General features: G+C 69.7%; 19 protein-coding genes and 1 other RNA gene. 11 read left to right on the forward strand and 9 right to left on the reverse strand.

Features of this window, described 5'->3' with window-relative positions; translation table 11 throughout:
• Positions 1–59 precede the first annotated feature (59 nt).
• Both CRP45_RS17345 and CRP45_RS17350 read left to right on the forward strand, forming a co-directional pair.
• Positions 60–464, forward strand: a complete 405-nt coding sequence (locus CRP45_RS17345) for a hypothetical protein (protein ID WP_097246126.1) — start codon at positions 60–62, stop codon at positions 462–464.
• Complete coding sequence (locus CRP45_RS17350) at positions 461–865, forward strand: SgcJ/EcaC family oxidoreductase (protein ID WP_097245925.1); 405 nt, start codon at positions 461–463, stop codon at positions 863–865. Before CRP45_RS17345 ends, CRP45_RS17350 begins: the two co-directional genes overlap by 4 nt.
• 130 nt (positions 866–995) lie before the next feature.
• Here the strand turns inward: CRP45_RS17350 and CRP45_RS17355 are convergent, their stop codons facing one another.
• Entirely contained in the window at positions 996–1,580 is a 585-nt protein-coding gene (locus tag CRP45_RS17355) for an NUDIX hydrolase (protein ID WP_097245926.1), read from the reverse strand.
• A 98-nt stretch (positions 1,581–1,678) separates the two neighbouring features.
• Here CRP45_RS17355 and CRP45_RS17360 point away from each other — a divergent pair, with 98 nt between their 5' ends.
• Positions 1,679–1,861, forward strand: a complete 183-nt coding sequence (locus tag CRP45_RS17360) for a hypothetical protein (protein ID WP_097245927.1) — start codon at positions 1,679–1,681, stop codon at positions 1,859–1,861.
• 5 nt (positions 1,862–1,866) lie between these two features.
• Here the strand turns inward: CRP45_RS17360 and CRP45_RS17365 are convergent, their stop codons facing one another.
• Complete coding sequence (locus CRP45_RS17365; protein ID WP_067785987.1) at positions 1,867–2,754, reverse strand: alpha/beta hydrolase; 888 nt, start codon at positions 2,752–2,754, stop codon at positions 1,867–1,869.
• A gap of 64 nt (positions 2,755–2,818) precedes the next feature.
• Between CRP45_RS17365 and rnpB the strand changes: the two genes are divergently transcribed.
• Positions 2,819–3,234, forward strand: an RNA gene (gene rnpB / locus CRP45_RS17370) — RNase P RNA component class A.
• Positions 3,235–3,352: 118 nt separating this feature from the next.
• On the opposite strand, the gene CRP45_RS17375 is transcribed toward rnpB, so the two are convergent.
• A complete protein-coding gene (locus tag CRP45_RS17375) occupies positions 3,353–3,739 on the reverse strand; it encodes a hypothetical protein (protein ID WP_097245928.1) in 387 nt (128 codons plus the stop codon).
• A gap of 416 nt (positions 3,740–4,155) precedes the next feature.
• On the opposite strand from CRP45_RS17375, the gene CRP45_RS17380 reads away from it, so the two are divergent.
• Both CRP45_RS17380 and CRP45_RS17385 read left to right on the forward strand, forming a co-directional pair.
• Positions 4,156–4,488, forward strand: coding sequence for a hypothetical protein (locus CRP45_RS17380; RefSeq protein WP_067785983.1), 333 nt, complete (start codon positions 4,156–4,158; stop codon positions 4,486–4,488).
• Between the two features lie 11 nt (positions 4,489–4,499).
• Entirely contained in the window at positions 4,500–5,936 is a 1,437-nt protein-coding gene (locus tag CRP45_RS17385; RefSeq protein ID WP_097245929.1) for an RNB domain-containing ribonuclease, read from the forward strand.
• A gap of 17 nt (positions 5,937–5,953) precedes the next feature.
• Here CRP45_RS17385 and CRP45_RS17390 read toward each other — a convergent pair whose 3' ends face one another.
• The 4 genes from CRP45_RS17390 to panB all read right to left on the reverse strand — a co-directional run bounded on the left by CRP45_RS17390 (position 5,954) and on the right by panB (position 9,236).
• Positions 5,954–6,823: a CHAD domain-containing protein gene (locus CRP45_RS17390; RefSeq protein ID WP_097245930.1), complete on the reverse strand. Its 870-nt coding sequence runs from the start codon at positions 6,821–6,823 to the stop codon at positions 5,954–5,956.
• 3 nt (positions 6,824–6,826) lie between these two features.
• Positions 6,827–7,789: a prolyl aminopeptidase gene (gene pip / locus CRP45_RS17395; RefSeq protein ID WP_097245931.1), complete on the reverse strand. Its 963-nt coding sequence runs from the start codon at positions 7,787–7,789 to the stop codon at positions 6,827–6,829.
• On the reverse strand, positions 7,789–8,235 hold the full coding sequence (locus CRP45_RS17400; protein WP_097245932.1) for a hypothetical protein: 447 nt from the start codon (positions 8,233–8,235) through the stop codon (positions 7,789–7,791). Before CRP45_RS17400 ends, pip begins: the two co-directional genes overlap by 1 nt.
• A 143-nt stretch (positions 8,236–8,378) precedes the next feature.
• Positions 8,379–9,236 carry a 3-methyl-2-oxobutanoate hydroxymethyltransferase gene (gene panB / locus CRP45_RS17405; protein WP_097246127.1) on the reverse strand — a complete coding sequence of 286 codons (858 nt, stop codon included), beginning with the start codon at positions 9,234–9,236 and terminating at the stop codon, positions 8,379–8,381.
• 312 nt (positions 9,237–9,548) lie between these two features.
• Here panB and CRP45_RS17410 point away from each other — a divergent pair, with 312 nt between their 5' ends.
• The 3 genes from CRP45_RS17410 (at position 9,549) to CRP45_RS17420 (ending at position 15,775) form a co-directional block, all read left to right on the forward strand.
• Positions 9,549–11,081 (forward strand): alpha/beta hydrolase, encoded by a 1,533-nt coding sequence (locus CRP45_RS17410; RefSeq protein ID WP_097245933.1) that lies wholly within the window; start codon positions 9,549–9,551, stop codon positions 11,079–11,081.
• Positions 11,082–11,387: 306 nt separating this feature from the next.
• Positions 11,388–12,728, forward strand: a complete 1,341-nt coding sequence (glnA, locus tag CRP45_RS17415) for a type I glutamate--ammonia ligase (RefSeq protein ID WP_097245934.1) — start codon at positions 11,388–11,390, stop codon at positions 12,726–12,728.
• A 35-nt stretch (positions 12,729–12,763) separates the two neighbouring features.
• Positions 12,764–15,775 (forward strand): bifunctional [glutamine synthetase] adenylyltransferase/[glutamine synthetase]-adenylyl-L-tyrosine phosphorylase, encoded by a 3,012-nt coding sequence (locus tag CRP45_RS17420; protein ID WP_097245935.1) that lies wholly within the window; start codon positions 12,764–12,766, stop codon positions 15,773–15,775.
• 5 nt (positions 15,776–15,780) lie between these two features.
• On the opposite strand, the gene CRP45_RS17425 is transcribed toward CRP45_RS17420, so the two are convergent.
• Positions 15,781–16,053: an HPr family phosphocarrier protein gene (locus tag CRP45_RS17425; protein ID WP_097245936.1), complete on the reverse strand. Its 273-nt coding sequence runs from the start codon at positions 16,051–16,053 to the stop codon at positions 15,781–15,783.
• 110 nt (positions 16,054–16,163) lie between these two features.
• Here CRP45_RS17425 and CRP45_RS17430 point away from each other — a divergent pair, with 110 nt between their 5' ends.
• Positions 16,164–17,105 carry an endonuclease/exonuclease/phosphatase family protein gene (locus tag CRP45_RS17430; protein WP_097245937.1) on the forward strand — a complete coding sequence of 314 codons (942 nt, stop codon included), beginning with the start codon at positions 16,164–16,166 and terminating at the stop codon, positions 17,103–17,105.
• Between the two features lie 258 nt (positions 17,106–17,363).
• Entirely contained in the window at positions 17,364–18,818 is a 1,455-nt protein-coding gene (locus CRP45_RS17435) for a neutral zinc metallopeptidase (protein ID WP_097245938.1), read from the forward strand.
• Positions 18,819–18,839: 21 nt separating this feature from the next.
• Here CRP45_RS17435 and CRP45_RS17440 read toward each other — a convergent pair whose 3' ends face one another.
• Positions 18,840–19,307: a 6,7-dimethyl-8-ribityllumazine synthase gene (locus CRP45_RS17440; protein WP_097245939.1), complete on the reverse strand. Its 468-nt coding sequence runs from the start codon at positions 19,305–19,307 to the stop codon at positions 18,840–18,842.
• Positions 19,308–19,313 lie beyond the last annotated feature (6 nt).

The following is a 19,313-nucleotide window of genomic DNA, read 5'->3' on the forward strand; positions in this document are numbered from 1 at the left end:
AGACGCTTACCGCGTCCCGGCACCGTGGGTGGCGGAAGCTCGATCGACAGGAGATGGACATGAGTACGGCAGCACTCGCCGCCCCGCCCACCGACCCGTTGCGCACGGCACTGCGTGTCGACGGCTGGAGTACCGGCGCGTTCGGCGTCGTCATGCTTGGCGGAGCGGCCGCGCTGCGCGACCCGCTCGGGCTGCCGACGGCGTGGTCGATTCCGTTCGGGGTCGCGATGGTGGGTGGTGCGCTGGCGCTCCTGCTGATCGCCGGGTATCCGCGGATTCCCGCACGGCACGCGAAGGCGGTCGTCGCGGTGAACACCTTGTCGGCGGTGGGAATGGTGGCGTTGGCGTTCTCCGGGGTGCTCGAGCTGACCGGGTTGGGCGTGCTGTTCGTGCTGATCGGCGCGACCGTGGTCGCCGCCTTCGCCGCGACCGAATACACCGCGTTGCGGCGGGCGGCGCGGTGAGCGCCGACGAGGCCCGATTGCTGGAACTGCTGGACGCGCAGACCGCCGCGTGGGCCGCGGGTGACGGTGTGGCGTTCGCCGCGACGTTCACCGAGGACGCCGACTTCGTCTCGGTCATCGGCGAATTCGTCCGCGGCCGAGCGCGATTGGCCGAGGTCATGCAGCAGGGATTCGACGGCTTCATGAAGGGCACGCGCCTCTCGTCTCCTCGGGAAACCACGATCCGGTTTCCGGCGCCGGATGTGGCCGTGCTGGTCACCAATGGCGTCTGTGTGCTGCGGGATGGCGCGAATACTTGCCGCTCGGAAGACCTTTCGATCCAAACCCGCACCGCCGTGCGCGTGAACGGACAGTGGTTGTTCACGTCCTTCCAGAACACCCGCATCCGATCGGCGCCATGACGCGCGGTCGCGGTGACGGCCCCGTATTCCGTACTGCTCGGCGGTGATCAGGCGAAACCGAGCCATGATTCTCCACCAACTCGGTTGCCTGAGTACCGCTTTCGGCAGAGGTCCGACCGATCGCCTGGATCTACGCCGCGACGGGATCCAGGTCCGTTCCGAGGACCGCGTCCAGTTTCGACAGAAAGCGGGCAAAATGCGGATCGGATTCCGGAACCGCGAATCGGTCGATGTCCCACCACCGTCCACCGTCGAATTCGCGCGGGTCCAGCCGGTACTCACGGGTGCGATCGCCGCGAATCACGTACCAGAGACTCACGTCCTCGTGGCCACCGCCGATTCCGACGGTCGTGGTCACGGTGAGGAACAACGGCGCGGAACCCACCACATCGAACTCGGCGGCGATACCGAGTTCCTCGCCCGCCTCCCGACGGGCCGCGTCGAACGGATGCTCGCCGGGGTCGAGATGACCGCCCATCGGCAGCCAGAGTCCGGCCAGCCGATGGCGCCCGAGGAACACCGCGCGCGACACCGGGTCGACCAGCACCGTGTACGCCACCAGGTGCCGCGGCGGCACCGCCGGTTTCTCCCTGCGGAACACGTCGTCGGTCGACGCCAGCCAGTCCAGCGCCGTCGCGATGTGTTCGCGCTCGAGCTCGTCGCACGGATCGATCCCACGGACGATCTCGGCAACCGCGGCAGTCGCTGCGTTCATGGCCCGCGACTGTAGCGGCGGGCACCGACAAGGCCGCAGACGCCAAACACCGCGCCGAGGACCGCAGCGCGGCGGCCGCGCTCGCGGCGACCGATCTGGTGGATCGCGCGACCGCCCGGGTTCTCGACGCGGCCGAGCACGGCGAGGAGGTGCTGCCCGAACCGGTCGCCGAGCGCGGCCGCGACATCGCCACCGCCGTCCGCGAACGACCACTGCCGTTCGCGCTGGCCGCCCTCGCCGCGCTGCTCATCCTGTGGCGTACGCTGCGTCGTTCACGCTGAGGTGCTCACGGCCGCAGTACCGAGACAAGGAAGTCGGTCTGGTCGTAGACCGCCTGCTCGAAGACGTCGTCGAAGTACACGTCGAAATGCCCGACCGGATAACGCTTCACGACCGCGTGCTTGGTGCGTTCGGCCGCCTTCAGCGCGGGCTTGGCGGGCGCGATCGAATCGTTGTCGGCCACCGCGTAGAACACCGGCATCTTCAACGCCTTGGCGTGCCGTCCGGGCGAATCGAACAGCGCCGGAAAGGCAACGCGCGCTGCGACTTTCGGGTCGTAGGTCTCGCTCTCCTCGGCCAGCCTTCCGAAACCCTCCGGCACATCGGTCGCGCTCATCAGCGCCGCTGACCGCTTGCGCCCGGCCAGCCGAATCCGGACCGGCTTGCGCCGCAGCGGCCCGATCAGCAGATCGGTGGCGGCGATGGTGGCGACCTTGGTCATGCTGATCGGCCCCTTCGCCCATGCCGAAGCCCACCCGCTGGTGAACGGCACTTGAGCGACCACGGCGGCGATGTAATCGTCCTCCGGCGCCACCGTCAGCACGTGACCGCCGCCGAACGACGTGCCCCACAACGCGATTCGGGTCTTGTCGATGCCGCGCAGGGTGCGCGCGTACGCGATGGCCGACCGCCAGTCCTCCCGCTGTCGCGCGATGTGCAGCAGCTGGCGCGGATCACCTTGGCTCGCACCGAAATGTCGGTAGTCGAACACGAGCACGGCCATGCCCGCCGCGGCGAATCGTCGGGCGTACCTGTCCAATCCCATGTCCCGCGTGCCCCCCAGACCGTGCCCCATCACCACGAGTGGACGGGGCTTGGGGACGCCTGCGGGGGGATACAGCCAGGCGGCGCATTGCTGGCCACCTGAGGGAAAACTGACCTCGAGACGTTCCATGACGTCTAACCGTACTGGCGCGAGCGGCCGCTCACCTGCCGGGGAGTATCCTGGCACGCGCGGACGAGTTGGTCGGGCGGCCGCGGCGATGGGAACGGGCACTCCGGTGCCGCCGCCCGTCGCCGAGGAAAGTCCGGACTCCACAGAGCAGGGCGGTTGCTAACGGCAACCCGGGGTGACCCGCGGGACAGTGCCACAGAAAACAGACCGCCCGTGTCCCTTCGGGGACGCGCGGTGAGGGTGAAACGGTGCGGTAAGAGCGCACCAGCGCCCCGGGTGACCGGGGCGGCTCGGTAAACCCCGCCCGGAGCAAGGTCGAAGGTCGCACTCCTCGGAGTGCGGCTGCGCAGGCGTTCGAGGGTTGCTCGCCCGAGCCTGCGGGTGGGCCGCTCGAGGCACCCGGCGACGGTGTGCCCAGATGGATGGTCGCCGCCCGGTGCGAACCGGGAACAGGATCCGGCTTACAGACCAACTCGTCCGCCCCACGCCCGGCATCGAGGTGTGCCGAGCCCGCGAGGATCGGCGCCGAAAGAACGAGAGTCGAACCGCCGGATGCGGGCCGCGCACCGAGGCACCCGGCCCGCATCGGCGGCGTGGTTCAGCAGAGGTACTTTGCCGTGGTGAAGATGGCCTGCGCTTCTTCCTTGCTCGCGGCGGTCTGGCCGGACTTGGAGCGGTCGACGGTGGACTGCACGATGGCGTCCTCGGCCTTGCCGTCCTTGATGTCCTTGCAGGTCGCGGTGAAGATCTCCGCGATCTGCGCGTCGCTGCGGCCCTCGGCCAGCTTCGGGAAGGCGCTGCGGTAGCTCACCACGAACATGCCTGCCTTGGCGCTGTCGGGCACGGCGGCGCCGCTTGGCTGGGTGGCGGGGGAGGTGGAGGTGGACGACGCCGTCGCGGTGTCCTTGTCGTCGCTGCTGCAACCCGCGATGAGCAGGGCGAACAGGGTGGTGCTTACCGCGATCGCGGCGGAAGTTCTTCTCACGGTGCCGGATGCTAGCGGCACCGGACGAAAGTCGCCTTCCGTGAGGTTAACGGAAGGCGACCGTCGTGTGGCGTTCTCTGTGAGATCAGGTGGGATCGACCATGAAGACCTGCGCCCAGTATGCGGCCTGCTCCGGGCCGAGCAGCGGCATCAGGTAGTCGAAGATGATCGATGACATCAGTGCATAACTCCCAATTGTCGACGTACGGGGTCACTTCGGAATGGGCGGTTGGATCACGGCCCGCACCGGCCCCGAACAGTAGCAGTCGCGCGCGACACGACGGGTGCGGCCGGGCGATTCGTACGGAACTGGCCTAAAGGTGACCGACGTCATACAGTAGTCGCCGTTGGCAGGCCCGATGCCGGGCAGCAGCGGGCCGATTCATTCTTCGATTGCGGAAGCAGGTCTCAACTCTATGCGGGTAGTTCGTTCACTGGTCGCCGGCGCGCTCATCGCCGGGGCCGCATCGGTTTTCGCCGCGCTGGGCGCCGGGTCCGCCAACGCGGTCGCGGTGACTCCGCTTCCCGGCGGGGTGCAGGTCGATCTCAGCCCTGCCGACACCAAGTGGGTGGCCGACAACAACTTCGGCCGCACGCTCGCCGGTCTTCCGCACCCGTCGGCGGCGTCCTTCGGTGAGGCGCTCGACGCCGCGGCCGATCTGTCGTCGACCTACCCCACCGGGCGGGTGACGTTCACGGTGTTCGGTCCGTTCAACGAGCTGAACGGCACGATGCTGGCACTGCAGTAACGTATTTCTACGTGGAACTGCACCAGCGGATCATCTCGGCGCCGGTCGATTTCGGCGCCATCCGATCCGAATTCGGTCTGGCCTCGGCGTACCCCGCCGAGGCCACCGTGGAAGCCCGCGGCGCGGTGGACGCGTTCGCGGGCGACCGGATCGATCGCACCGACATCGAGCTGGTGACGATCGACCCGCCGGGCGCCATGGATCTCGACCAGGCCCTCCACCTGGAGCGCACCGCCTCCGGCTTCACACTGCACTACGCGATCGCCGACGTCGGCGCCGTGATCGCCCCCGACGGCGCGCTCGCCAGAGAATCCGGCGCGCGGGGCCAGACCTTCTATCTCCCGGACGGCACGGTGCCGTTGCATCCGCCCGTCCTCTCCGAGGGCACTGCGAGCCTGCTGCCCGAGCAGACCAGGCCGGCGGCCCTGTGGACCATCGAACTCGACGAGAACGCCGAACCGCTGACCTACTCGGTGGTGCGCGCGACCGTCCGCTCCCGCGCCCGACTCGACTACGCGGGCGTCCAAGCCGCCGCCGACGCGGGCGCCCTGCACCCCTCGATCGCGGCCCTGCCGGAATTCGGCACGCGGCGCATCGAGGCCGGACTCGCCCGCGGCGCGATCGGGCTGCGGCTGCCCTCGCAGAGCGTCATCCGCGACGACGCGAACGACGGCCATTGGCGGCTCGTCGTCGAGCCGCGCACCGCGGCAGACGACTGGAACGAGCAGGTCTCCCTGCTGACCGGCATGTGCGCGGCACGCATCATGCTGGATGGCGCCGACGCCGACGGGCAGCGGATCGGCCTGCTGCGCACCATGCCGCCGCCCACCGAATCCGCCATCGCGTCCATGCGCCGCACCGCCGCCGCGCTGGCCGTGGACTGGCCAGCGGATCAGCCGGTCGGCCGCATGCTGGCCGGGCTCGATCCCAATACCCCCGCCGCCCTCGTGCTCATGTCGGAGGCCACCGGCCTGCTGCGCGGCGCCGCGTACACGGTGGTGAACGGGTCGCCGCCGGAGGTACTGGCGCACAGCGGGATCGGTGCGCCCTACGCGCACGTGACGGCTCCGCTGCGCCGCCTCGCCGACCGCTTCGCCACCGAGATCTGCCTGGCCCACTGCGCGGGAACCCCGGTGCCGCAATGGGTTCGGGACGGACTCGCGCCGACCGCCGACACCATGAAGCGCACCGACGGCGTCTCCGGCAAAGTGGACCGCGCCTGCATCGACCTCACCGAGGCCAGCCTGCTCGCCCAACGCCTCGACGCCGTGTTCGACGCGGTCGTCGTCCGCGAGGCCAACGGCAACCGACCCGCGGAGGTCTTCATCGCCGATCCCCCGGTGCTCGGACCCTGCACCGGCAGCCCGAAGGAAGGCGCGTCCGTCCGCGTGCGGCTCGTCTCCGCCGACCCGGTCACCCGCAAGGTCGGCTTCGCCTTCCCCGCCTGACTTCTCGAGTCGCAACGTCACCAGAGGCTGGTCGAAAGGGCCTCGGCTGTTTCGGGGTAGCGGGACAGGGCGCGGTCGGCCGCGGCGTTCTCCGCCACGGTGAGACGGCGGTAGACGTTCACGTCCTCGCCCGCCGCTTCGGCCTCCGCCGCGCGCTCGATGATCGCTTCTCCGGATTCGACCGCGTCGCGGTGGTCGCCGAGCACGGTTTGCAGGCGCTTGGCTCGATGGCCGAGATCGGCGGCGGACTCGCCGATGACCTGTTCGGCGGCCTCGCAGGAATAGCGTAAACGCTTGGCGCTCTTGCGGATATCGTGCAGCGCCTCGATGCGCTCCGGACCTGGCACCGTCGGCTCGTGCCGGATCAGCGCCGCCACCCGTTCGTGGTCGCGCAGCAGCACGACGCCGAAGAAGTCGACGGCGGGCGCGGCGGCGCGGGCTGGGCGCAGCGGTGGGTCGGTGCGCCAGCGGGTCAGTCGCTCACGCAGCGCGCGATAGCGGTCGGTGTCGAGTGCGGTGAGCACCTCGGCGTGCGCGGCGTCGTAGCGTGCGCGTTCGGCGCCGACGAGGCGCTCGGCGACCACGTCCGGCACGTCCTCGCCCTGATCGTCGAGCAGGTCGGCGAAGCGGTCGGCCCGCACTTCCGCGTCGCGGGCGACGCCGAGCAGCGTGGCAAGCCACTTCAGCTCCGCGCCGATCTCGGCCGCCGGAGCCTTCTCGAACAAGCCGCGATAGGAGCGAAGCACGCTGCGCAGCCGCCGGGTCGCGACCCGCATCTGGTGCACCGAATCCGATGCGTCCGCGCGCACCTCGGGCTCGGCGGCCAGCAATCGGTCGATGTCGTCGCGCAGGGCGGCGATCAGGGCTTCTCCGGCAACGACCGCCACGGCTCAGCCCACCTTCGCGAAGCCGTCGGTGGCGCGCACCAACCGGTCGACGATGCCGGGTTCGTTGGCCGCGTGCCCCGCGTCGTCGACGATGTGCAACTGCGAGCCCGGCCAGGCGCGGTGCAGATCCCAGGCGCTCACGGCCGGGCAGACGATGTCGTGGCGACCCTGCACGATGACGACCGGCAGGTGCGAGATGGCGCCGACATCGCGCAGCAGCTGTCCTTCCTCCAGGAAACCGCCGTGCCGGAAGTAGTGGTTCTCGATGCGCGCGAACGCCAGCGCGAACCGCGGCTCGCCGGTCTCGGCGACCCGATCCGGGTGCGGCAGCAGCGAACTGGTGGAACCCTCCCACACCGACCACGCGATCGCGGCGGCCGTCGCCACCTCGGGATCGGGGGAGTGCAGCAGCCGGTGATAGGCCTCGACCAGATCACCGTCGCGCTCGGCCTCCGGCACCGGCGCGAGGAACTTCTCCCACTCGTCCGGGTAGACGTTGCCCGCCGCGCCGTTGTAGTACCAGTCGATCTCCTTGCGCCGCAACAGGAAAATGCCACGCAGCACCAGTTCGGTGACCCGCTCCGGATGCTTCTGCGCGTACGCGAGCGCCAGCGTGGAGCCCCACGAGCCGCCGAACACCTGCCAGCGCTCGACGCCGAGATGCGCACGCAGCGCCTCGATGTCGGCGACCAGGTGCCAGGTCGTGTTGTGCGCGAGATCGGCGCCGTCGGCGAGGTGCGGGGTGGACCGCCCGCAGCCGCGCTGGTCGAACAGCACGATGCGGTAGGCCGACGGGTCGAAGAACTGCCGGTGGTACGGCGCGGTGCCGCCGCCCGGGCCGCCGTGCAGGAACACCACCGGCTTGCCCTCGGGATTGCCGCTGACCTCCCAGTACACCGACTGCCCTTCGCCGACGTCGAGCATGCCCGACTCGTACGGCTCGATCGGGGGATACAGGGTGCGCATCACAGGCCGACGATGATCGAGGCCAGGTCCGGCGTCTGTAGCGCCTCGATGGCCTGTTGACGGACGTCCGGGCAGCTCTTGGTGGTGACGGTGTCGACGACGGCCTTGTTGCCGAGCACGTCGATGCCGTTCTGTAGACCCCACGGGTGCACGATCAGGTTGAGGCCGACCCGCCCCAGCGTCGGCCCCTGCACCCGGAAGTTGGACAGCTCGGGCCGGATCGCGTCGCACAACTGGGTGGCGGCGGCGTCGGTGACCGTCGGCGTCGGCTTCTGGGTGCCGGTGGCCTGGGCGGTCGTGGTCGCCGACGTTGGCGCCGAGGTGGTCGATCCCGTGCTACCGGTGGGCTCGGGGTTCCCGTTCGTCCCGCACGCGGCCAGTGTCGCGGCGGCGAACGCGGCGACCGCCAGCGAGGTGCTGCGGAAAATCCAACGGCTGTGCGGCATCGGTACCTCTGCTCGTGTCGAGAATGTCGGCATCGAGTCTGCCATTGTTCGCGGCCCGCGGCCCGCACCGCTCGTTCCACGCCTCGCGGCGTGACGACGAATCGAGCGGCGCGGCAGGTACGCCGCGGCGCTCGTCCGGTCGATCAGAAGCTGTGCTCGGGTCCGGGGAACGTTCCTCGGCGCACCTCGTCGGCGTAAGCCGCTGCCGCCGAGCGCAATTGGTCGCCGACCTCGGCGAAGCGCTTGACGAACTTGGCGGTCTTGCCGCTGGTGTAACCCGCCATGTCCTGCCAGACCAGCACCTGGGCGTCGCAGTCGGCGCCCGCGCCGATACCGACGGTCGGGATGGTCAGCTTGCGGGTGACCTGCCCGGCCAGCTCGGCGGGAACCATCTCCATGACCACGGAGAACGCGCCCGCCTCCTGCACCGCGATGGCGTCGGCGATGAGCTGCTCGGCGCCGTCGCCGCGGCCCTGCACCCGGAAACCGCCGAGGGTGTTCACGCTCTGCGGTGTGAAGCCGATGTGCGCCATCACCGGGATACCCGCCGCGGTGATCAGCGCGATCTGCTCGGCGACTCGCTCGCCGCCCTCGAGCTTCACCGCGTGCGCGCCGCCCTCCTTCATGAACCGCGTCGCCGTCGCCAGCGCCTGCTGCGGGGAGGACTCGTAGGTGCCGAACGGCAGATCGGCCACCACCAGCGCGTGCGGCGCGCCGCGCGCCACGCCGCGCACCAGCGGGATCAGCTCGTCCACGGTGATGGGCACCGTGGTGTCGTAGCCGTACACTACGTTGGCGGCCGAGTCGCCGACCAGCAGTACGGGGATGCCCGCCTCTTCGAACAGGCGGGCGGAGGAGTAGTCGTAGGCGGTGAGCATCGCCCAGCGCTCACCGTCGGCCTTCATCTGCTGAAGGTGGGGGACACGCGTCTTGCGCCGCGCCTTCTTGGTCTCGGCCTGAGCCGCGCCGTAGGCAGGGGTTTCCGCATCGGATACGGACATCATCGTCCCTTTCGTATCGTCGCCTCGAGGCCCTGGCCGGGTCCCCGGGTTTTCTGACGGTTCCAGTGTGCCACCCGCCTCCACGCTCGCTTAAGGGCGTCGTTCGGTGCGATTGCTCACAGCTACGGGCACCTGACGCGACCCGCCGCACAGCACCCCGACGGCGTCCTGACGACTTCGCAAAGGTTCCCTGCGCTTCGCAGGCGCTGCACCCTCTGCGAAGCGTGCGAAAGGTTTGCGAGGGCGGTGGCGCTGCCGTCGGGCGGGTGGGGGAGGGACCGCTCGGCAAACCATTGCTGGCAGGATCGAAGTATGGGATTGCGGCGTGGGCGTGGCGTGCTGGTGGCGGCGGTGCTGAGCATGGTCGCGGCCGGGTGCGCGATCGAGCGGGCGCAGCCGCAGGGGCCGATGCCCGCACCGCAGGCCGGGTTGGAGCGGTTCTACGGGCAGACGCCGGAGTGGGGGGAGTGCCTGGAATTCGCGGGGCCGGGTGATCGGTTCCCGCCGAACGCGCAGTGCACGCGGATCACGGTGCCGGTCGACTACGCGGATCCGGCGGGGCCGACGGCGCAGATCGCGTTGAGCAGGGTGCCCGCGTCGGGGGCGAAGATCGGTTCGCTGCTGATGAATCCTGGCGGGCCCGGGGTGTCGGGGTTGTCGATGGCGAGCCTCGCGAACAGGACGCCACTGTCGGAGCGCTTCGACCGGGTCGGGTTCGATCCGCGCGGTGTCGGCGCGTCGACGCCCGCGATCGCGTGCCTGACGCCGCAGGAGAACGACGCCGAGCGCGCCGAGCGCCCCGAGGACAACACGCCCGAGGGGATCGCCGCCGCGGAGGCGGAGAACAAGGAGTACGCGGACAAGTGCGTCGAGCGCACCGGTGACGAGCTGCTCGCGCACGTCGGCACCCGCGAGGTCGTCCAGGACATGGACGTGATCAGGGCGGTGCTCGGCGACCCGAAGCTGACCTACCTGGGCTATTCGTACGGCACCAAGCTCGGGTCGCTGTACGCGGAGAAGTACCCGGACCGGGTGCGGGCGCTGGTGCTGGACGGCGCCGTCGACTCCTCGCAGGATCCGGTCCAGGAGTCGCTGCGCCAGGCGGCGGGCTTCCAGACCGCGTTCGACGCCTACGCCCAGGCCTGCGCGAAGGAGCCGGACTGCCCGCTTGGCACCGACCCGGCCCAGGCCGTGGCTCGTTTCCGCGAGCTGGTCAACCCGCTGTGGGACCGGCCCGCCGAGACGACCGACCCGCGCGGCCTCAGCTACAACGACGCCATGACCGGCGTCACCCAGACGCTCTACTCCGACGACCTGTGGCAGGTGCTGACCCTCGGCCTCGACGAACTGCGCGACGGCCGCGGTGACACCCTCCTGCAGCTGGCCGACATGTACGACGGCCGCCGCGACGACGGCACCTACAACAACACCCAGGACGCGTTCAACGCCATCCGCTGCGTCGACGATCCGCGGGTGACCGATCCGGCGGTGGCGGCCCGTCAGGACACCGAGTACCGCAAGGCCGCCCCCTTCCTCGACGACGGACGCGGCACCGGACAGGCCCCGCTGGAACTGTGCTCGACCTGGCCGGTGCCCAACAGCGGCAACCCGCACCGGATCGCCGTCGAAGGTCTGCCGAAGGTCGTGGTGGTGTCGACGACCGACGACCCGGCCACGCCGTACCAGGCGGGGGTCGACCTGGCCGCCCAGCTGGACGCCGCGCTGATCACCTTCACCGGCAACCGCCACACCGCCGCGCTGGTGGCGGGCAACCAGTGTCTGGACGACGCGGTGATCACGTACCTGGTCGATCTGAAACTCCCCGAGCCCGGCCTGACCTGCTGAACGTCAAGGCGACTTGCCGCCGGACTCGACTGCCCCTCAGCGTCCGCCGCGACGTCGCGCGCGGCGTGCTGTGCGAACGGAATCGGAGGTCGTGCGAATTCCGCTGGGCCGGCCGGCGTTGTCCCGACGGCAATTCCGGAACGATCCGCGGCGGCGGATCCGACGCATGCGGAATCGCAGGGGACCACTCGCCGACCGGTCCGGACGGTGGTGAACTTCGTTCCGAACAGCCCCTCGCGGACCCGAAACGCAATCCCGAGGCCGTACGTAACACGGATTTAACGCCAGGTGCTTACGCTCGCGGACATGGATCGCCAGAAGGAATTCGTGCTGCGGACGCTCGAAGAGCGGGACATCCGCTTCGTGCGTCTCTGGTTCACCGACGTCTTGGGCTACCTGAAGTCCGTCGCCATCGCTCCCGCCGAGCTCGAGGGCGCCTTCGAGGAGGGTATCGGCTTCGACGGCTCGGCCATCGAGGGCTTCGCCCGGGTGTCGGAGGCCGACATGGTCGCGCGCCCGGATCCTTCCACGTTCCAGGTGCTGCCGTGGGCCACCAGCAAGGGCCATCAGCACTCCGCGCGCATGTTCTGCGACATCACCATGCCCGACGGCTCGCCGTCCTGGGCCGACCCGCGCCACGTGCTGCGGCGGCAGCTGAACAAGGCGGGCGATGTCGGGTTCAGCTGCTACGTGCACCCGGAGATCGAGTTCTTCCTGCTGAAGAACGGCCCGCGGGACGGAAGCCCGCCCGAGCCCGCCGACTCCGGTGGCTTCTTCGACCAGGCCGTGCACGACTCGGCCCCGAACTTCCGGCGCCACGCGATCGATGCGCTGGAGTCGATGGGCATCTCGGTGGAGTTCAGCCACCACGAGGGCGCGCCGGGTCAGCAGGAGATCGACCTGCGCTACGCCGACGCGCTGTCCATGGCCGACAACGTGATGACCTTCCGCTACCTGATCAAGGAAGTGGCCATCGACGAGGGCGTGCGCGCCACCTTCATGCCCAAGCCGTTCGCGCAGTACCCGGGCTCGGCGATGCACACGCACATGAGCCTGTTCGAGGGCGAGAACAACGCCTTCGCCGATCCGGACGACCCGATCAACCTCTCCGAGACCGCCCGCGCGTTCATCGCGGGCATCCTGGAGCACGCGCCCGAGATCAGTGCGATCACCAACCAGTGGGTGAACTCCTACAAGCGGCTCATCCACGGCGGCGAAGCCCCGACGGCGGCCTCCTGGGGCCGGTCGAACCGCTCCGCGCTGGTGCGCGTGCCGATGTACACGCCGAACAAGTCGTCCTCGCGGCGCGTCGAGATCCGCAGCCCAGATTCCGCCTGCAACCCCTACCTGGCGTTCGCGGTGCTGCTCGCCGCGGGTATGCGCGGCATCGAGAAGGGCTACAACCTGCCGCCGGAGGCCGAGGACGACGTGTGGGCGTTGACCACCGCCGAGCGCCGCGCGATGGGCTTCCGCGAGCTGCCGGGCACCCTGGACGAGGCGTTGCAGGCGATGGAGCGCTCGGAGCTGGTCGCCGAAACCCTCGGCGAGCACGTCTTCGACTTCTTCCTGCGCAACAAGCGCCGGGAGTGGGCCGACTACCGCAGCCAGGTGACCCCGTTCGAGCTCAGGGAGTACCTCGGACTGTGACGTGGACGCGCGGCCGGGCCATGTAGTTTAAGACTATGGTCCGGCCACCGTCTGCGCGCTCTGCTGTTCCCGGTGTCGGTCGGCTCGGCTTGCTCGAGCCGACGGCCGCAGCCTCGCTGCGCGAATTGGGCTGGGACAACGTCGAAAGTATCCCGGTCCTCTGGTCGTTGTCCAGGGCGCCCGACGCCGACCTCGCGCTGAGCACCCTCATGCGCCTCCGCGAAGGGCTCGGAAGCGACTGGGCCGCAGTGGATTCCGCGCTGCGCACCGATAAGTCCTTGCGCGGCAGGCTGTTCGCGCTGCTCGGCTCGTCGAGCGCCTTCGGCGACCACATGGTGGCCGAGCCCGCCTCGTGGCAGTTGCTGCGCCGCCCGGAGCTGCCCAAGCGCGAGGATGTCCTCGCGGATCTGCTCGACGCCGTCGACGCGGTGCCCGAGGAGGGGCCGAACGCAGGCCCCATGTTGTACAGGGCGGGGATCGCCGGTCCTGAAGCGGTGGCGCTGCTGCGCAGGCGCTACCGCGACCAGCTGATGCTGCTCGCCGCGCTGGATCTGGCCGCCACCGTCGAGAACGAGCCGGTGCTGCCGTACCAGACAGTCGGCAGTCATCTCACCGACCTGGCCGACGCGGCGCTCACCGCTGCGCTCGCGGTCGCGGTCGCGCGGGTATGCAAGGACGGGCCGTGCCCGGTCCGGCTCGCCGTGATCGCGATGGGCAAAAGCGGTGCGTGCGAACTGAATTACGTCAGCGACGTGGACGTGGTGTTCGTCGCCGAACCCGCCGACGCCACCGCGACCAGGTTGGCCGCCGAGACGATGAGCGTGGGCAGTCTGGCCTTCTTCGAGGTGGACGCGGCGCTGCGCCCGGAGGGCAAGCAGGGCGCGCTGGTGCGCACCCTGGAATCGCATATCGCCTACTACAAGCGATGGGCGCGCACCTGGGAGTTCCAGGCGCTGTTGAAGAACCGGCCGATGACCGGCGACCTCGAACTCGGGCACCAGTACCGGGACGCGGTGATGCCGATGGTATGGACCGCCTCGGAGCGGCCCGATTTCGTCGCCGACGTGCAGGCGATGCGCCGCCGCGTGGAAGACCTGGTGCCAGCCGACCTGCGCGAGCGCGAATTGAAGCTCGGCCACGGCAGCCTGCGCGACGTCGAATTCGCCGTGCAGCTACTGCAATTGGTGCACGGCAGGGTGGACGAGTCGCTGCACGTGCAGGGCACCGTCGAGGCGCTGACCGCGCTCGCCGCCGGCGGATACGTCGGCAGGGACGACGCCGCGAACCTCACCGCCTCCTACGAATTCCTGCGCCTGCTCGAGCATCGCCTCCAGTTGCAACGGCTCAAGCGCACCCACACGCTGCCCGCGGCCGACGACGAGGAGGGCATGCGCTGGCTGGCCCGCGCCGCGCACATCCGTCCCGACGGCAGGCAGGACGCGGTCGGCGTGCTCGCCTCCGAGATCCGCCGAAATGCCGTGCGGGTGCGGCGTTTACACGCGAAGCTGTTCTACCGTCCGCTGCTCGACGCGGTCGCGCGGATGGACTCCGACGCGCTGCGGCTGAGCCCGGACGCCGCCATCCGGCAGCTGGCCGCGCTCGGTTACGCGGCCCCGGAGAACGCGCTCGGCCACCTCAAGGCGCTCACCGGCGGGGTCTCCCGCAAGGGACGCATCCAGGCGCTGCTGCTGCCCACCCTGCTCGAATGGCTCGGCGACACACCGAATCCCGACGCGGGCCTGCTCGCCTACCGCCGGGTGTCGGAAGGGCTGGACGACCAGATCTGGTTCCTGCGCGAACTGCGCGACGAGGGCGCGATCGCGCAGCGGCTGATGATCGTGCTCGGTTCCTCGGAGTACCTGCCGGATCTGCTGATCAACGCGCCGGAAACGATCCGCATGTACGCCGACGGTCCCGGTGGGTCGCTGCTGCTCGGACCGCAGCCGGAGGACGTCGCGCGCGGTATCCTCACCGCGGCGGCCCGCTACGAGGATCCGAAACGCGCTGTGGCGGCGGCCCGTTCGCTGCGCCGCCACGAACTGGCCAGGGTGGCCTCGGCGGATCTGCTCGGCATGCTCGAGGTGCCGGAGGTCTGCCGCGCCCTGTCGTCGGTGTGGGTCGCGGTGCTGGAAGCCGCGCTGGCGGCGGTGATCCGGGCGAGCGAGGCGGAGACCGGTGCGCCAGCGCCCGCCGATTTCGCCGTGATCGGCATGGGCAGGCTCGGCGGCATGGAACTCGGCTACGGCTCCGACGCCGATGTGCTGTTCGTCTGCGATCCGCGTCCGGGCGAGGACGAGACCAAGGCCGTCAAATGGGCGATCGGCATCGCCGAGAAGGTGCAGCGCATGCTCGGCGCGCCGAGCACCGACCCGCCCCTGCACGTCGACGCGGGTCTGCGTCCGGAGGGCCGCAACGGCGCGCTGGTCCGCACCCTCGCCGCCTATCGCGCCTACTACGAGCAGTGGGCGCAGCCCTGGGAGGTGCAGGCGCTGCTGCGGGCCCACCAGATCGCGGGCGATCAGGACCTCGGGTTGCGGTTCCTGCACGTCATCGACAAGGTTCGCTACCCGATCGGCGGCGTCTCGGCCGAGGCGGTGCGCGAGATCCGCCGCATCAAGGCCAGGGTCGACTCCGAACGCCTGCCCCGCGGCGCCAACCCCGCGACGCACACCAAGCTGGGACGCGGCGGTCTGGCCGACATCGAATGGACCGTGCAGCTCATGCAGCTGCGCCACGCCCACGAGGTGCCCGCGCTGCACAACACCTCCACGCTGCAATCGCTCGACGTCATCGAGGAGACCAAGCTGCTCGACGCCGAGGACGTGGCGCTGTTGCGCGACGCCTGGCTCACCGCGACCAAGGCGCGCAATGCGCTGGTTCTGGTGCGCGGCAAGGCGACCGATCAATTGCCGGGCCCCGGTCGTCTGCTCTCGGCGGTCGCGCGGGTCGCGGGTTGGCGCAACGACGACGGCAGCGAGTTCCTGGACAACTACATGCGGGTGACGCGACGGGCGAAAGCGGTGGTCGAGCGGGTTTTCGGGGCGTGACGCGATCAGTCGCCGACGTGCTGCATGTGGCAGACGAAATCGCGCAGGGCCTTCCGATCCTCCTCCGGTCCCTGCCGTCCGCCCTCGACGGTGACCGTCACCCGGCTGCCCGCCTTCATCGGCAGCTCGTCCCACGCCACCGGCAGGACCAGCGCGTGCACGTCGCGCCCGCCGCAGCTGACGGTGATGCGTGAGGTGTAGCGGCCCGCGATGTCCGCGAGTTCCTGGGCTTCGTCGGCGGACAGCGGCCCGACGGCCGTGAATTCTTCGACGTACATCTCCAGCCCCTTTCCGCGGAATCTGCCGCCAAGTGTAGGAAGTGTGCGGATCCTGTGGCGTTATGCGGCGCGAAAGGTTTCTCCAGGAAAACTTGCTTAGTGTCGACCGCATGCGTGTATGGGTGAACCGGGTGCTGCTCGGTCTCGGGTGGTGCGCCCTCGTCGTCGGACTCGTGGGCATCGTCTTGTACTTCAGCAGTTGGCAGCGGCAGTTGCCGGTGCTGGTCGCCTCTGGGGCGTCGTATCTGATGCTCGGCGCGATCGTGGGACTGCTGCTGTTCGTCGTGGCACGCGGGTGGCGCAGCGCGGCCGCCGCGGGTGTCGTCGTGATGGGGGTGTTGTGGACGCAGCTGCCACTCTTCGTGCCGGACGGACGAGCGGCCAGCGGTCCGGAGATTCGACTGCTCCAGTCGAATCTGCTGTTCGGTGGCGCCGACCTGCCCGTGGTGGTGCGTGAGGTGCGCGAGCGCCGCGTCGACGTGCTCACCCTCGAGGAGCTGACACCGGAATCGGCCGCGCGGCTGACCACCGAACTGGCCGGCGATCTCCCGTACCACTACCTGGAACCCGGGAAATGGGGCGCGGGCACCGGCATCTTCAGCCGATACCCGTTGCGCGACACCAGGAAATACGACGGCTTCGTCATGAACAACCTCTCGGCGATCATGGAGCACCCGCAGCGCGGCCCCGTCGCCGTCTACGCCTTCCACCCGATGCCGCCACCGCTGGACTTCGCGGCGTGGAGCGCGGAGATGCACCGCGTCCGCGAAATCCTCGACGCCCAAACCGGTCCGGCCGTCGTCGGCGCGGATTTCAATGCGACACGGGATCATTCGGCCTTCCGCGACCTGGTGCGCGGCCGGTTCGATTCCGCCGCCGACCTCGCGGGCGCGGGTCCGCTGCCGACCTATCCCACCGACCGGGCTTGGGGACCGGTGATCGGAATCGACCACATTCTCGTCGCGGGCGGCACCGCCGAGGAAATGGAAAGCCTCTCGATCCCCGGATCGGACCACCGCGCGGTCTTCGCGGTGCTGCGCCTCGACGCCTGACCACCTGGCTGCCGTTCCCACACACCGTCTGCACGCCTCACATAGGCACCGCCTGTGTGCGGCGTGCAGACGGTGTGTGGCGACGCACGAGTTCGCGCCTCGAGGGTGCGGGGCACGCGTGAGTTCATGGCGCGCAAGGCGATACGCGCGAACGAGAGTCAGCGATTACCATGTGAACGCTCGACCGGCGGTGTGGGTAGACCACCGTCCGGCGGCGGCGCGGGCGGGTGCCCGCGCGGGACCGGGGAGGAAGACCTGATGAGGACCAAACGGCTGCGGTTCGCGGCTATCGCGGTGCTGGTGGCGATCGGCGCGACGCTCGCGGGCTGCGGGAGTTCGCAGACCACGACGAGCTCGGAGAACGCCGCCGCCACCGATCCGAACAACCCGTGGATGCTGGCAGGCGCGGCAAGCAACACCGGCCCGAGCGGTCCGCGTCCCGGCGTCCCCGACACGACGTTGACCGCGGAGAACGGCGACGGCGGACCGGTCGACCAGCTCGCCCTCAATGCCATCGCCGACATCGAGGAGTTCTGGAAAGCCGAGTACGCCAAGACTTTTCCCGGCACCTTCGAGCCGGTCAACAAGTACATCTCCTGGGACGCGCGCGCACCCAAGGAGCAGTCGGTGAAGTTCTGCAAGACAGACACCCACAAGCTGGTCAACGCCGCCTACTGCGGGCTCGACCACACCATCGGCTGGGACCGCAGGGTGCTGCTGCCGCTGCTGGAGGACAAGTACGGTCCGATGTCGGTGGTGATGGTGCTCGCGCACGAGTACGGCCACGCCATCCAGGGGCAGGCCAAGATCGCCGGGCTGTTCACCGGCGGGCTGGTCAAGGAGCAGCAGGCCGACTGCCTGGCCGGTGTGTTCCTGCGGCACGTCGCCGAGGGCGACTCGCCGCACTTCACCATGAACATGACCGACGGATTGGACGGCGTGCTCGGCGCCACCATCGCCGTGCGCGACACCGATCCCAGCGACCCCGACAACGTGCACGGTTCGGCGTTCGAGCGGGTGACCGCCGTGCAGCTCGGCTACACCGACGGCGCGGAGGCGTGCAAGAGGATCGACAGGAAAGAGATCGAGCAGCGCCGCGGCGGTCTGCCGGTGACCTTCGAGGTGGACGACGAGGAGAGCCAGCAGCTCCCGGTCGACCAGGCCTCGCTGACCAGCGTGAGCCAGGCGCTGCTGAAGAACTTCCCGATCGCCGACGCGCCGCAGTTCGACTACACCGGCGTGGTGCGCAACTGCTCGAAGGTCACCACCACCGAACCGGTGTCGTACTGCCCGAGCTCGAACAAGATCGGCACCGACATTCCGGAACTGGCCGAGCGCGGCGGTCCGCTCGACGGTGACGACGAGCCGTTGTCGGCCGTCGTGCAGGGCGATTACAACGCCTTCGTGGTGTTCGTCTCCCGCTACATGCTCGCCGTTCAGCAGGATCGCAAGCTCTCGCTGACCGGCGCGGAGACCGCAGGCCTGCGCACCGCCTGCCTCAGCGGCGCGTTCACCACCAAGCTGAGCGAGCCGACCAGCGATCCGCGCCTGTCGGCGAACGACCTCGACGAGGCCGTCTCCGGCCTGCTCGCCGACGGGCTCGCCGCCGCGGACGTGGACGGCAAGGTCGTCAAGAGCGGCTACCAGCGGCTCGAGGCGTTCCGCACCGGCGTGCTCGACGGCGAGCAGGCCTGCATGACCAAGTTCAAGTGAGCCGGTCCGCCGCGGCCGGACCTAACCGGCCGTGGCGGGCAGCGAGCGCAGCGAGCTGAGCGTGGTCGCCAGCGCGCGGGCGGCCTCGGCGCCCTTGGTCACGAAGTGGCCGGTGAAGTAGTCGACGTGCTCGCTGTGCTCGTGGAAGTGGTGCGGGGTGAGCACCACCGAGAAGACCGGCACGTCGGTGTCCAGCTGCACCCGCATCAGCCCGTCGATCACTGCCGAGGCCACGAAATCGTGCCGGTAGATGCCGCCGTCGACCACCAGTGCGGCGGCCACGATCGCCGAGTACTTGCCCGTCTGGGCGAGCCGCTTGGCGTGCAGCGGGATCTCGAACGCGCCGGGCACCTCGAAGACATCGATGGTGGCCGGGTCGAAGCCGAGATCGGTGTACTCGGTGGTGAAGCCCTCCAGGGCCTTGCCGACGATCGAGCTGTGCCAGGTGGCGCGGACGAACGCGACGGATCCGTTCGGTGTGGTTCCCATGACCGG

The organism is Nocardia amikacinitolerans (assembly GCF_900215415.1).
GTDB classification, from domain to species: domain Bacteria; phylum Actinomycetota; class Actinomycetes; order Mycobacteriales; family Mycobacteriaceae; genus Nocardia; species Nocardia amikacinitolerans.

Excerpts from the sequence above, each read along its gene's own strand:
- CRP45_RS17400 (WP_097245932.1), bottom strand. The coding sequence starts at position 8,235 with ATGCCGCACAGCCGTTGGATTTTCCGCAGCACCTCGCTGGCGGTCGCC.
- CRP45_RS17440 (WP_097245939.1), bottom strand. The coding sequence starts at position 19,307 with ATGGGAACCACACCGAACGGATCCGTCGCGTTCGTCCGCGCCACCTGG.
- CRP45_RS17380 (WP_067785983.1), top strand. The coding sequence starts at position 4,156 with ATGCGGGTAGTTCGTTCACTGGTCGCCGGCGCGCTCATCGCCGGGGCC.
- pip (WP_097245931.1), bottom strand. The coding sequence starts at position 7,789 with ATGCGCACCCTGTATCCCCCGATCGAGCCGTACGAGTCGGGCATGCTC.
- CRP45_RS17355 (WP_097245926.1), bottom strand. The coding sequence starts at position 1,580 with ATGAACGCAGCGACTGCCGCGGTTGCCGAGATCGTCCGTGGGATCGAT.
- CRP45_RS17345 (WP_097246126.1), top strand. The coding sequence starts at position 60 with ATGAGTACGGCAGCACTCGCCGCCCCGCCCACCGACCCGTTGCGCACG.
- glnA (WP_097245934.1), top strand. The coding sequence starts at position 11,388 with ATGGATCGCCAGAAGGAATTCGTGCTGCGGACGCTCGAAGAGCGGGAC.
- panB (WP_097246127.1), bottom strand. The coding sequence starts at position 9,236 with ATGTCCGTATCCGATGCGGAAACCCCTGCCTACGGCGCGGCTCAGGCC.
- CRP45_RS17425 (WP_097245936.1), bottom strand. The coding sequence starts at position 16,053 with ATGTACGTCGAAGAATTCACGGCCGTCGGGCCGCTGTCCGCCGACGAA.
- CRP45_RS17430 (WP_097245937.1), top strand. The coding sequence starts at position 16,164 with ATGCGTGTATGGGTGAACCGGGTGCTGCTCGGTCTCGGGTGGTGCGCC.
- CRP45_RS17410 (WP_097245933.1), top strand. The coding sequence starts at position 9,549 with ATGGGATTGCGGCGTGGGCGTGGCGTGCTGGTGGCGGCGGTGCTGAGC.
- CRP45_RS17435 (WP_097245938.1), top strand. The coding sequence starts at position 17,364 with ATGAGGACCAAACGGCTGCGGTTCGCGGCTATCGCGGTGCTGGTGGCG.
- CRP45_RS17365 (WP_067785987.1), bottom strand. The coding sequence starts at position 2,754 with ATGGAACGTCTCGAGGTCAGTTTTCCCTCAGGTGGCCAGCAATGCGCC.
- CRP45_RS17420 (WP_097245935.1), top strand. The coding sequence starts at position 12,764 with ATGGTCCGGCCACCGTCTGCGCGCTCTGCTGTTCCCGGTGTCGGTCGG.